Origin of the sequence: Streptomyces sp. NPDC012508 (assembly GCF_042902595.1) — a bacterium.
Classification (GTDB): Bacteria; Actinomycetota; Actinomycetes; order Streptomycetales; family Streptomycetaceae; genus Streptomyces.
Genome location: NZ_JBIBEO010000011.1, coordinates 155382 through 167481 on the forward strand (window position 1 = coordinate 155382; position 12100 = coordinate 167481).

The 12100-nt window shown below is 71.5% G+C and carries 10 protein-coding genes and 1 tRNA gene; 5 read left to right on the top strand and 6 right to left on the bottom strand.

What is annotated here, in order from left to right:
• Positions 1–71: 71 nt before the first annotated feature.
• Positions 72–3350 (top strand): S41 family peptidase, encoded by a 3279-nt coding sequence (locus ACFY8U_RS32765; RefSeq protein ID WP_389575822.1) that lies wholly within the window; start codon positions 72–74, stop codon positions 3348–3350.
• Between the two features lie 252 nt (positions 3351–3602).
• Here the strand turns inward: ACFY8U_RS32765 and ACFY8U_RS32770 are convergent, their stop codons facing one another.
• From ACFY8U_RS32770 to ACFY8U_RS32785, 4 genes are all read right to left on the bottom strand, one after another.
• A complete protein-coding gene (locus ACFY8U_RS32770) occupies positions 3603–3794 on the bottom strand; it encodes a hypothetical protein (protein WP_389575823.1) in 192 nt (63 codons plus the stop codon).
• A 109-nt stretch (positions 3795–3903) separates the two neighbouring features.
• Positions 3904–4785, bottom strand: a complete 882-nt coding sequence (locus ACFY8U_RS32775; protein WP_389575824.1) for an SDR family oxidoreductase — start codon at positions 4783–4785, stop codon at positions 3904–3906.
• Positions 4782–5732 (bottom strand): alpha/beta fold hydrolase, encoded by a 951-nt coding sequence (locus tag ACFY8U_RS32780; protein WP_389575825.1) that lies wholly within the window; start codon positions 5730–5732, stop codon positions 4782–4784. The genes ACFY8U_RS32775 and ACFY8U_RS32780 overlap by 4 nt, the downstream gene beginning before the upstream one ends.
• Positions 5729–7270 carry a flavin-containing monooxygenase gene (locus ACFY8U_RS32785; RefSeq protein WP_389575826.1) on the bottom strand — a complete coding sequence of 514 codons (1542 nt, stop codon included), beginning with the start codon at positions 7268–7270 and terminating at the stop codon, positions 5729–5731. The genes ACFY8U_RS32780 and ACFY8U_RS32785 overlap by 4 nt, the downstream gene beginning before the upstream one ends.
• 173 nt (positions 7271–7443) lie before the next feature.
• Between ACFY8U_RS32785 and ACFY8U_RS32790 the strand changes: the two genes are divergently transcribed.
• A complete protein-coding gene (locus ACFY8U_RS32790) occupies positions 7444–8064 on the top strand; it encodes a MerR family transcriptional regulator (RefSeq protein WP_389575983.1) in 621 nt (206 codons plus the stop codon).
• A 134-nt stretch (positions 8065–8198) separates the two neighbouring features.
• Here ACFY8U_RS32790 and ACFY8U_RS32795 read toward each other — a convergent pair whose 3' ends face one another.
• Positions 8199–8996, bottom strand: a complete 798-nt coding sequence (locus ACFY8U_RS32795) for an exodeoxyribonuclease III (protein WP_389575827.1) — start codon at positions 8994–8996, stop codon at positions 8199–8201.
• 51 nt (positions 8997–9047) lie between these two features.
• On the opposite strand from ACFY8U_RS32795, the gene ACFY8U_RS32800 reads away from it, so the two are divergent.
• From ACFY8U_RS32800 to ACFY8U_RS32810, 3 genes are all read left to right on the top strand, one after another.
• Positions 9048–9533 carry a GNAT family N-acetyltransferase gene (locus tag ACFY8U_RS32800; protein WP_389575828.1) on the top strand — a complete coding sequence of 162 codons (486 nt, stop codon included), beginning with the start codon at positions 9048–9050 and terminating at the stop codon, positions 9531–9533.
• 98 nt (positions 9534–9631) lie between these two features.
• Positions 9632–10537, top strand: a complete 906-nt coding sequence (locus tag ACFY8U_RS32805) for a trypsin-like serine peptidase (RefSeq protein ID WP_389575829.1) — start codon at positions 9632–9634, stop codon at positions 10535–10537.
• 172 nt (positions 10538–10709) lie between these two features.
• The gene (locus tag ACFY8U_RS32810; protein WP_389575830.1) at positions 10710–11048 is read left to right on the top strand and encodes a hypothetical protein; all 339 of its coding nucleotides are present in this window, start codon (positions 10710–10712) and stop codon (positions 11046–11048) included.
• An 899-nt stretch (positions 11049–11947) separates the two neighbouring features.
• On the opposite strand, the gene ACFY8U_RS32815 is transcribed toward ACFY8U_RS32810, so the two are convergent.
• Positions 11948–12021 (bottom strand) — tRNA-Ala (locus tag ACFY8U_RS32815).
• Positions 12022–12100: the final 79 nt, after the last annotated feature.

Sequence of the window (12100 nt, forward strand, 5' to 3'; positions counted from 1 at the left end):
CCGCGGCGCACGGCCGGGCACGAAAACCCGTACGAGTTGCCGCACCCCATCAGGGTGGAAAGCATTGGGGGGTGAGTGACGACGCCGCGTATCTCCGCTACCCGCACCTCCACGACGACCTGCTGTGCTTCGCGGCCGAGGACGACCTCTGGGTCGCACCCCTCGTGCCCGACGGCCACCACCCCGGCCGCGCCTGGCGGATCACCGTCGACCGGACCCGGGTCGGCCACCCCCGCTTCTCGCCCGACGGCCGCCACATCGCGTACACGACCTGGCGCAGCCTCGACCCCGAGATCCATCTCGCGCCGGTCGAGGGCGGCCCCTCCCGGCGGCTCACCTACTGGGGCTCGACCGACACCCGGGTCTGCTCCTGGTCCCCGGACGGCGACATCCTCGCCGTCTCCTCGCACGGCCAGCCCTTCTCGTACTTCTCGTGGGCCTACACCGTCCCCACCGACGGCTCGCCCGGCGGCCGGATGCCCTGGGGCCCGGTCTCCGACATCGCCGTGGCCGACCTCGACGGAGAGCGCCGCACGCTCCTCCTCACCGGAAAGCCCCCGCACGAACCGGCCGCCTGGAAGCGCTACCGCGGCGGGGCCACCGGACGGCTCTGGCTGCACGGCGAGCAACTGCTGCCGGACATCGGCGGCCATCTCGACGCGCCCATGTTCGTGGCCGGCCGGATCGCGTTCCTCTCCGACCACGAGGGCGTCGGCAACCTCTACTCGTGCCGGCCCGACGGCACCGATCTGCGCCGCCACACCGACCACGACGCCTTCTACGCCCGGCACGCCTCCAGCGACGGCCGACGGGTGGTCTACCAGTGCGCGGGCGACCTGTGGATCGTCGACGACCTGACCCTCCCCGACTCCGCCCCGCGCAAGCTGGAGGTACGGCTCGGCGGCCCGCGCGCCGGACGGCGGCACTACCAGGTCCCGGCCGCCAACCACGTGGACGCGCTCTCGGTCGACGAGACGGGCCGGGCGAGCGCGGTCTCGGTGCGCGGCAGCCTGTACTGGCTCACCCACCGCGACGGCCCGGCCCGCACGATCACGGACACCCCGGGCGTACGGGTCCGGCTGCCGGAGATGCTGGGCAGCGGCGGCCAGGTCGCCTACGTCACCGACGCCGAGGGCGAGGACGCCATCGAGGTCGCGTACCTGCCGCGCGCGAGCGGGGACCGGGAGCCGCGCCGACTGGCCACGGGCGAGCTCGGCCGGGTGGAGGAGATGATCGCCGACCCGGACGGCGAGCGCCTCGCGATCGCCTCCAACGACGGCCGGCTACTGCTCCTCGACGCCACGGAGGAGTCCACCGGCGAGACCACCGAGCTGATCCGCTCCCTCAACGGGCCGGTGCGCGACCTGGCGTTCTCCCCCGACGGGACCTGGCTGACCTGGGCACACCCGGGTATCGGCCGTTCGCTGCGGCAGATCAAGATGGCCCGGATCGCCGGCCCGGGCGCCCGGACGATCGTCGATGTCACCAACGGCCGCTTCGAGGACGAGAATCCGGTCTTCACCCGCGACGGCCGCTATCTCGCCTTCCTCTCCTGGCGGGGCTTCGACCCGGTGTACGACGTGCACACCGGCGACCTGTCCTTCCCGCTGGGCTGCCGCCCCTATCTCGTACCGCTCTCCTCCGCCACGCCCTCCCCCTTCGCCCTGCTGCCGGACGGACGGCCGGCGGCGGGCGGGCTCGACCCGGCCGAGGCGGAGAGCGAGGCCGCGGGCGGGGAGGGCACCACGATCGTGGAGGTGGAGGGGCTCGCGGACCGGGTCACCCCCTTCCCGGTCTCCGCGTCCAAGTACTCGGCGCTGTATCCGGTCAGCGGCGGCGGGCTGGTCTGGCTGCGCTGGCCGATCTCCGGCGCGCTCGGCGAGACCTTCGCCAACCCGGCCGACACGACGGGCCGGCCGACGCTGGAGTACTTCAACATCACCAAGGCCCGCAAGACCGAACTGGTACAGCACCTGGACTGGTTCGCGGTCAGCGGCGACGGGTCACGGCTCGTCGTGGTCGACGAGGGCGAGCTGCGGGCGGTGCCGGCGACGGAGCTCGGGGACGGCGACTCGACCGTCTACATCGACCTGCGGCGGATCCTGCACGAGGTCGACCCGGAGGCGGAGTGGCGGGGCGCCTACGACGAGGCGGGCCGGATCGTCCGGGCCTACTTCTGGGACCCGAACATGTGCGGGGTGGACTGGCCTGCCGTCCTCGACCAGTACCGTCCCCTCGTCGAACGGGTCGCGTCCCCCGACGACTTCGCCGATCTGCTGCGCGAGGTGATGGGCGAGCTGGGCACCTCGCACGCGTACGTGACGCCCGCACGGCGCAACGAGGGACCGCCGCACTACGAGCGGCCGATGGGCCTGCTCGGCGCCAACCTCGTTCCCCGGGACGGGGGGTGGATGGTCAAGCGGATCCTGCCGGGTGACTCCTCGGACTCCAAGGCGCGCTCGCCGCTCGCGGGCACGGGAATCCGGGAGGGCGCGGTCCTCACCCATGTGGACGGCCGCCCGGTGGACCCGGTGACGGGACCGTACCCACTGCTGTCCTCCTCCGGCGGTACGACGGTCGAGCTGACCTTCCAGCCGGCGGAGGGCGAGGGGCGCGCGCGCCGGGTGGCGATCGTGCCGCTGATCGACGAACGGCCGCTGCGCTACCAGGACTGGGTGGCCAAGCGGCGTGCGGTGGTACGGGAGGTCAGCGGCGGAAAGTGCGGCTATCTGCACATCCCCGACATGGGCGGCTCCGGCTGGGCGCAGTTCAACCGCGACCTGCGGATGGAGGTCTCCCGGCCCGCCCTGATCGTGGACGTGCGCGGCAACGCGGGCGGCCACATCAGCGAACTCGTCGTGGAGAAGCTCACCCGCAAGATCCTCGGCTGGGACCTCACCCGCAACGCGCAGCCGGTGTCGTACGCCTCCAACGCCCCGCGCGGTCCGGTCGTGGCGCTCGCGGACGAGGCGACGTCCTCGGACGGCGACATGATCACCGCCGCGTTCAAGCTGCTCGGGCTCGGGCCGGTGATCGGGCAGCGGACGTGGGGAGGAGTGGTCGGCATGACGGGCCGGCACCGGCTGGGCGACGGCACGCAGATCACGGTGCCGATGAACGCGGCCTGGTTCCCCGAGTACGGCTGGTCGGTCGAGAACCAGGGCGTGGCCCCGGACCTGGCGATCCTCCGGACCCCGCTGGACTGGGCCGAGGGCCGGCACGCCCAGTTGGACGACGCGGTCGAGGTGGCGCTCTCGCTGCTGGCGGAGACCCCGGCGGCGGCCCCGCCCGGCTACGCCGACGTCCCGGACCGCTCCCGCCCGAAGCTCCCCCCGAGGTCCAGCACATAGCCGGCGCCGGGCTGCCCGTCGAGGACGAGGTCCCCGGCGGGCACGAACCCGCTGCGCGTACGCCTCGCCGGCCGGCCCGGCTCCCGTACCCCGGCCGTGGCCAGGCCGCGCCCGGCCGCCTGCCCGGCGACCCGGCTTCCCGACGCGGCCGCGCCGTCGGCCACATCGACGAGGCCGGACCGCCCGAGGATCCCGCCGACACAACACGAAAGGCGCACCCGGCGTCCCGGGTGCGCCTTCGGAGGACAGACGTCAGGCGTCGTAGTCCCTGTCGAGGCGGTCCTGGCCCTCGTCATGGTGGGCCCGGCGCTGCTCCTCCTCGGAGGGGCGGCCCTTGGCCCGGGAGGCGCGCTCGGACGCTTCGTCCTTCGCCCTGCCCATCTTCTGCTTCGCCTGGTCGGCGGCCTGCTTCGCCTTGTCCTCGAACTGGTCTCGCATGCCCATGAAGGTTCACTCCTAGAAGGGTGTGAGGGGAACGGGGCGGCTCGCCCCTTGGGCCTCGACCAGCGTGGCATGACGTCACATTCCGCGCATTTCGATCAGTTACGGACCGTCACACACGCCCGGCCCGGGCCTGTTCGTCCGCCTCGCCTCCCGCCCCCACGAGGCCCTTGGAGACTCCGGCCAGGCGGGGTTCGAAGCGCTTCATCTCGCGCTGCCCGACCGCGGCGATGATGCCGGGCAGGTAGCCGCGCGCGGACTGCATCCCGCGCAGCCACCACTGGGCGTAGACATGCGCCGAACGCCGCTCGATGCCCGCCACGATCCGGTCCACGGCCGGGCCCAGCGGATACGTACGGTTCGACGGCCAGGGCAGCCGCTGCCGCAGCTCCTTCATCACGTCGTCCTGGTCCGCGCCCCGGACCATGTCCGTGTCGGTCCAGGAGAGGTAGCCGACGCCGACCTTCACGCCCTTGTACCCGACCTCGGCGCGCAGGCTGTGGGCGAAGGCCTCGACGCCGGACTTGGACGCGCAGTACGCCGTCATCATCGGCGCCGGGGTCATCGCCGCGAGCGAGGCGATCTGCAGGAAGTAGCCGCGCGACTCCATCAGGACGGGCAGGAACGCCCGCCCGGTCACGGCCCCGCCGATCAGGTTGACCTCGATGACCCGCCGCCAGGCGACCGGGTCGGAGTCCACGAACGGCCCGCCGGCCGCGACGCCCGCGTTGGCGACGACGATGTCGACCTTGCCGAAGCGCTCCTTGACCTCGGCCGCCACCGTGGCCATCGCCTCGTGGTCGGTGACGTCCGCGTGCCACCAGTCGGCCTCGGTGTGCAGCCGGCCCGCGACCTGCTTCAGCTCCTCGGGCTCCAGACCGACCAGCGCGATCTTCGCGCCTCGCGCGGAGAGCTTGCGGGCGAGGAGCTCGCCGACACCCCGGGCCGCTCCGGTGACGACGGCGACCTGACCCTCCAGACCGACCCTGCTCATGCCGCTCCCTCCTTCTGTTCCTGCTGCACCTGAACGCGCGCCTGCGCTTCTCCGTACGTGGTGACGAGTTCCCGGATCCGGGCCGTCACCGCCTCCGGCGCCTCCACCGGCGTCATGTGGCCCATCCCGGCCAGCTCGTCGAACCCCACGCACCGCGGCAGCGCGGCGGCCAGGGCGCGGGAGTGCACGGGCGGCGTGAGCCGGTCGGCCGTGCCGGCGATCACGGCGACGGGCAGCTCCATCTCCCGTACGCCCGCGCCGAGATCGAGCTCCGCGAGGACCCGCGACCAGGCCACCCGCGGGCGGCGCGGGCAGGCGTGCACGATCCGGGCACAGGTGTCGACCCGCTCGGGCGCGGAACCAGGGCCCATCGTCGCGTACTTGAGGATCTTCCGGGAGACCGGAGTGACCGGGCCGAGCGGCGCCTTCGCTCCCAGGATCGCCCTCGTCAGCCAGGTCCGCAGCCCACCGGCGCGCAGCGGTACGACGAGGGACTCGGCCACGAGCCGGGACGGCCCGGTCGAGCAGAGCAGGGCCGCGGCCGCGTGCTCCCGGAAGGCGGGGCGCGCGGCGGCCGCCATCAGTGTCATGCCGCCCATGGAGTGCCCGGCGAGGACCGCACGCTCGCCGGGACGGAGCGTCGCGCCGAGCACGGCCTCCAGGTCGTCGGCGAGGGCCCGCGTCGAGTAGCCGGACGGACCGGCCGGGGCGGGGGTGCGCCCGTGGCCGCGCTGGTCGTAGGCGATGACCTTGTGGTCCCGGGCGAGGTCCCGTATCTGTTCGGCCCAGAAGCCGATCGAGCAGGTCCAGCCGTGGGCCAGGACGACGGCCGGGGCGTCCTCGGGGCCGTAGACCTCGGCATGGACGCGGGAGCCGTCGGCGGAGACGGCGATGACCTCGCGCGGGTGCGGCAGCGATCCCGTACGGGACCCGAGGAGACGGCTCACTTGACCGTCTCCTTCTTGCGGGACGCGGAGGCGGAGGCGCCACGCGCCGTCGCCGCCTTCTCCGCGACCGCCGGCCTCAGCACCTCGTACTCCGCGAGGTCCACCCGTCGCGTCTCGCGCCGGAACTCACTCGTCGTGCCCGGCCAGAGCGTCGTGTTGCGGCCGTTGGCGTCCAGGTACCAGCTGTCGCACCCGCCCGACTTCCAGACGGTCCGCTCCATCCGGTCCTGCACCTTGCGGTTCCAGGCGCCGACGGCGGAGGGCCGGGCGGCGAGGGCGGCGCGGCCTCCGAGGACGTCGAGCTGGCGGAGGTAGTCCGCCATGTAGTTCAGCTGGGACTCGATCATGAGGATCATGGAGGAGTTCCCGAGACCCGTGTTGGGCCCGATGATCGTCATCCAGTTGGGGAAGCCGTCGACGGTCGCGCCGCGCAGCGACTGCACCCCGCCCTTCCACGCGTCGGAGAGCCGGACGCCGTCCGCCCCGACCACGCGGTCCGCGATCGGCATGTCGGTGACGTGGAATCCCGTACCGAAGACGATCGCGTCGACCTCGGTCTCCGTCCCGTCCGCGGCCACGACGGTCGAGCCGCGCACCTCGCGCAGCCCCGAGGCGACCACGTCCACATTGGGCTCGGCCAGCGCCGGGTAGTACGCGTTGGAGAGCAGGATGCGCTTGCAGCCGATGCGGTACGAGGGGGTCAGCTTGGCCCGCAGCGCCGGGTCCTTGATCGCCTTGGCCATGTTGGCCTTGGCGAGCGACTCGACGAGGCCGAGCTCGCCCGGGCGCTTGGTGAACGCGCTCACCTGGAGCTCCCGGATGCCCCACAGCAGCCCCCGGCGCGCGGTGCCGGTGAAGGGGAGCGTGCGGTGGAGCCAGCGTTCGGCGCCCGTGATGGCGCGGTCCATGCGGGGCATGACCCACGGAGGGGTGCGCTGGAAGAGCGTCAGCTTCCCGACCTGGGGCTGGATCGCGGGCACGATCTGGATCGCGGAGGCGCCGGTGCCGACCATGGCGACGCGCTTGCCGGTGAGGTCGTAGTCGTGGTCCCACTGCGCCGAGTGGAAGACCTTGCCGGGGAAGTCGGCGAGCCCCGGGATGTCGGGGATCTTCGGGTCGGAGAGCGGGCCGGTCGCCGAGACGATCACATCGGCGGTGAAGGTGCCCTCGTTGGTCTCGATCTCCCAGCGCAGCTCGTCGGCGTCCCACCGCATCAGCGTCACCTCGTGGTTCAGCCGCAGGTGCGGGCGGAGCCGGAAGGTGTCGGTGACGTGCTCCAGGTAGGCGCGGATGTGGCGCTGCCCGGAGAAGGTGCGGGGCCAGTCGGGGTTGGGAGCGAAGGAGAAGGAGTACAGGTGGGAGGGGACGTCGCAGGCGCAGCCGGGATAGCTGTTGTCCCGCCAGGTGCCGCCCACCGAGTCGGCCCGCTCCAGGACGACGAAGTCGGTGATCCCCTCGCGGCGCAGCCGGACGGCCGCCCCGAGACCGCCGAACCCCGATCCGATCACCACCACGCGTACGTGCTCGTGCTTCGCCATGCCGCCTCCCACGCGCCACAATCCCGCCAGCAATCACTGGCACAGTCGGGACTGTAGAGCAGCGGCATACCGAGCGGTAGGGGGCGGACGAGGGAAAGTTACCGGCGGTACAACATAGGCTGGCGGGCGTGGCAGACCGATCGGAAGACGTGAAGGGCGTACGCGAGTACCGCATGGACGAGCTCGCGGCGGCGGCCGGCATCACCGTGCGCACCCTGCGCTTCTACCGCGAGCGCGGGCTGATCGCCCCGCCCCGCCGCGAGGGCCGGATCGCCTGGTACGACGACCATCACCTGGCCAAACTCCGTACGATCGCCGCCCTGCTCGAACGCGGCCACACCCTCAACGGCATCGCCGACCTCAACACCGCCTTCGAGAGCGGCAAGGACGTCAGCGAGGTCCTCGGCCTCGGCGAACCGACCGAGGAGGAGCCGATCCGGCTCACCCCCCAGGAGCTGGCCGACTACTTCGCGGACGAGGTCACACCCGAGAACCTGCTGGCCGCCCTCGACCTCGGCTATCTCGCCACCGACGGCGACGCCATCGTCCACATCAGCCGCCGGCTGCTCGACGTCTCCGCGGCCCTGGTGAAGGAGGGCATCCCGCTCGCCGCCGTCCTGGAGGCGGGGCGGGCGGTCCGCGAACACGCGGACGCGCTGGCCGGACTCTTCACCGAACTCCTGCGCGAGCACGCGGAGGAGAAGGACATCCAGCGGCTGCGCCCGCTCGCCAAGAGCGTGGTGGAGGCGGAACTGTCGATGGCGATGGACCGCCGACTGCGCGAACCGTCATGAGATGACGGCGGACCTCAAGGGGACGCGGACCCCATGAGGTGACGGCGCGGACCCCATGAGGTGACGACGCGAGGCCGCCAGGAACCGGCTCCGCCTCCGCGCGCCCTTATGAGCCGTGTCCGCGCCGCCCGCGTCTACAGCTCGTAGACCGCCGTCACGGGCGCGTGGTCGCTCCACCGTTCCGCGTGCGTGGCGGCCCGCTCGACGTACGCCTTCACGGCCTTGCCGGCGAGCCGCGGGGTGGCCACCTGGTAGTCGATGCGCCAGCCGGAGTCGTTGTCGAAGGCGCGCCCGCGATACGACCACCAGGAGTACGGCCCGTCCTGGTCGGGATGGAGAGCGCGGACGACGTCGACGTACTCCGCCTCGTCGAAGACGCGGCTCAGCCACGCCCGCTCCTCGGGGAGGAAGCCGGCGTTCTTCTGGTTGGCCTTCCAGTTCTTGAGGTCGGCCTCACGGTGGGCGATGTTCCAGTCGCCGCAGACGACGACCTCGCGGCCGTCGGCGGCGGCGCGCTCCTTGAGCTCCTTCAGATACGGCAGGAACTCGCCCATGAAGCGGATCTTCTCGTCCTGCCGCTCGGTGCCGACCTCACCGGAGGGGAGGTAGAGGCTGGCGACGGTGACACCGGGCAGGTCGGCCTCGATGTACCGGCCGCTGCCGTCGAACTCGCTCGACCCGAAGCCGACGCGCACGGCGTCGGGCTCGCGCCGGGTGTAGAGGGAGACACCGGCGCGCCCCTTGGCGGCGGCCGGCGCGTGTGCGGTGAACCAGCCCTCGGGCGCGCGGACCTCGACGGGAAGCTGGGCCTCCTCGGCGCGTACCTCCTGGAGGCAGACGGCATCGGCGGATGCGCCGGCGAGCCACTCCACGAAGCCCTTCTTGGCCGCGGCCCGGAGTCCATTGACATTGACGGACGTGACAGTGAGCATCCGGGGAGGATACCGACACCCGCAAGGCCGCATACACATACAATGTCTCACATGACTATACGACCCGTGCCGTACGACCACCCCGATGCGGCCAAGCTCGACGCCGCCGTCCAGCTGGAGTACGCCGCCCGCTACGGCGAGGGTGACGACACCCCGCTCGACCCCGGGATGTTCGTACCGCCCCGCGGTCTCTACCTCCTCGCGTACGACACCGAGGACCGCCCCGTCGCGTCCGGCGGCTGGCGCACCCAGGACAAGAACGACATGGGGTACGCGGACGGCGACGCCGAGCTCAAGCGCATGTTCGTGGCGCCCGAGGCGCGCGGCCTGGGCCTCGCCCGCCGCATCCTGGCCGCCCTGGAGGCGGATGCCCGGGCCGCCGGCCGGACGCGGATGGTCCTGGAGACGGGCACGGCGCAGCCCGAGGCGATGGCGCTCTACACCTCCAGCGGATACGAGCTGTGCGTGAAGTTCGGCTACTACCGGGAGTACGAGAGCAGCCGCTGCTACGCGAAGCCGCTGACCGAAAATCTCTGACGCGCCCCTGACATTCTCCGCACCTTCTGGCACGCTGCCCACGCACGTCGATCCGCACCGTTCTCATCCCCCACCTGCCTCGGCAGAAGGAGACATGCGTGAGACGCCATCGCACAGTCGCAGCGGTCCTGTTGTCCGTCGGAGCCCTGCTGACCGGAGCCCTGACCGCGACCACGGCGCAAGCGGCGGAGAAGCCCGCCTTCTGGACCGCGGAGCGGATGCGCTCGGCGGTCCCGCTGGATCTTGAGGTCACCCCCGGGGCCCTCAAGACCCTCAAGCGGGTCGCCGGCTCGTCCACCCCCACCACGATCGCCCCGACGGCCTTCCCGCAGCCGGGCGGCCCCTGGACGGGCGGCGGCGCCGTCGTGAAGACCTCCGGCCGGGTCTTCTTCACCTTCCAGGGCCGTACGGCCTCCTGCTCCGGCAACGCCGTCACCAGCCAGAACCAGAGCACGGTGATCACGGCCGGGCACTGCGTGAAGTACCAGGGCTCGTGGCACACCAACTGGGTCTTCGTCCCTGCCTACGACAACGGCAACGCGCCGTACGGCCAGTGGACGGCGACGAAGACGCTCACCACCCCGCAGTGGGAGGCGAGCGAGGACATCAACTACGACGTGGGCGCGGCGGTCGTGGCCCCGCTGAACGGCAAGACCCTCACCTCGGTCACGGGCGCCCAGGGCCTCCAGTTCAACGGCGGCTACAACAAGCCGATGTACGCCTTCGGCTTCCCGGCGGCGTCCCCGTACAACGGCTCGAAGCTCATCCACTGCGCGGGCAACTCCTCGAAGGACTTCCTGTTCTCCCAGGACCACAGCCTCGCCTGCAACATGACGGGCGGCTCCAGCGGTGGCCCCTGGTTCTCCGGCTTCAGCGAGGCCACGGGCACGGGCCTCCAGGTCTCGGTGAACAGCTTCGGGTACACGTTCCTCCCGAACCGCATGTTCGGGCCGTACTTCGGCAACGACGCGAAGGCGTTGTACGACCGGGCTCAGGCGTCCTGACGTTCGGCCCGTCCGCCCGTCCGCCCGTTCGCGGCCCCGGCAGCCCGGGGGCGCGGACGGGCGTCCGACGAGCCGCGATGCGGCATTCGGGTGGAGATGTGCTCGCGGCGCAACTGCTCCCGGCCTTCGCGTTGTCCTCCCCGGCAGTGGCAGGACAACTGAGGAGGCACTCATGACTGAGCTCCAGTCTTTCCCCACGGCCCCGACCGCGCTGGCGGACTACGATCCCTACCGGTTCCCCGCCGTGTACATGGACGATTTTCCCGAGGAGCCGCCGGTCGCCTACGGCCTGTCGGACGCCCTCGACTACCCCCTGCCCCCACCGGCTCCGGCCACCCGCCTGTCCGTCCCCCTGGAGCCGGCGGACCGCCGCCGCCTGGAACTGCACGCCGCCCTCACCACGGCAGGCATCGCCCCTCTACCGGGCGACCTCGCCGCCATCGAGGCCCTGTGCACCCTGGACGACACCACCCACATCGCCCTCCAGCACTGGATCACCCGCACGCCATGACCCCGGCCCGACGGGAATGAGCATGACGAGACGGAGAGCCGGACGCATCTGATGAACTGTCCGAGGGCAACGTCTTCGACGAGCCCGAGACAACGGATGGCACAGGGGGACTTCCCCCCGGCCTGACTACGCCGAAGCCACGAACCGCCACAGCGCCTCATTAGCGACGACTCCGGCTGCGGCGCAGGAACTCCAACGCGGCTCCGACAGCTGGTCCGTCGGCTCCACCGGCTCCACCGGCTCTGGGGAGTCTGCTCCATTCACGTCATCGGGGCGACTCCGAGAGGTGACGTCACCCGGTTCTACCGGATCCAATTCCTCCGGCCCGTTTTCCAGATCAGTCGATGCGTCTTGATCGACAGCGCCCCAATCCGGGGCATCAGGTTCCTCTGGAAAGTCGGCATCGCCTTCCGGACCATCCAGAAAGTCCCCGGATTCCGGCTCGAGGGGTTCCAACGGCTGATCATCGAAACCGGCAGCCGGTGGCGCGTCGTGAGCCAGAACGCCCTGCGCACCGCTTGCCCCGGGCCGGCAGTCGGCGGCCCGGCCAGGTGCCGAAAGGCTGGACAACGAGGCGCGGGGTGCCGCGTCTCCGGCCTGAGCCGGGTCGCGTTCGCCAGTACGGTCGGCACAGTCCGCCACCCCCGTGGATTGATCGTGTGGCAACACCCTCGCTCTGACTTCTTTGTGATGATCCACCAGATCCAGGGCCCCGCAGCCCTGGCCTGGGTTCGGGAGGGCGTCTCACCGGAAAGCCCACGATCACCGTCCGGCCCGGCGACCTCGGCAAGATCGACAAGTACCGACCGTCCTGCTCGCCGGCACCCCGTCGTCCAGAGCCCGGAAAAGCGAAGATCCCGCCCGATCTTTCGATCGGACGGGATCTCCGTCTGCGCTTGTGGACCTGTGGGGATTTGAACCCCAGACCCCCTCGATGCGAACGAGGTGCGCTACCAGACTGCGCCACAGGCCCTTGCGACGTGTGAAACATTAGCATCCCGATCGGGGTGCAGTGAAATCCGTTCCCCCGCAGGTCAGCCGAGGGCTCCGGG

Excerpts from the sequence above, each read along its gene's own strand:
- ACFY8U_RS32770 (WP_389575823.1), bottom strand. The coding sequence starts at position 3,794 with ATGGGCATGCGAGACCAGTTCGAGGACAAGGCGAAGCAGGCCGCCGAC.
- ACFY8U_RS32775 (WP_389575824.1), bottom strand. The coding sequence starts at position 4,785 with ATGAGCAGGGTCGGTCTGGAGGGTCAGGTCGCCGTCGTCACCGGAGCG.
- ACFY8U_RS32785 (WP_389575826.1), bottom strand. The coding sequence starts at position 7,270 with ATGGCGAAGCACGAGCACGTACGCGTGGTGGTGATCGGATCGGGGTTC.
- ACFY8U_RS32790 (WP_389575983.1), top strand. The coding sequence starts at position 7,444 with ATGGACGAGCTCGCGGCGGCGGCCGGCATCACCGTGCGCACCCTGCGC.
- ACFY8U_RS32795 (WP_389575827.1), bottom strand. The coding sequence starts at position 8,996 with ATGCTCACTGTCACGTCCGTCAATGTCAATGGACTCCGGGCCGCGGCC.
- ACFY8U_RS32800 (WP_389575828.1), top strand. The coding sequence starts at position 9,048 with ATGACTATACGACCCGTGCCGTACGACCACCCCGATGCGGCCAAGCTC.
- ACFY8U_RS32810 (WP_389575830.1), top strand. The coding sequence starts at position 10,710 with ATGACTGAGCTCCAGTCTTTCCCCACGGCCCCGACCGCGCTGGCGGAC.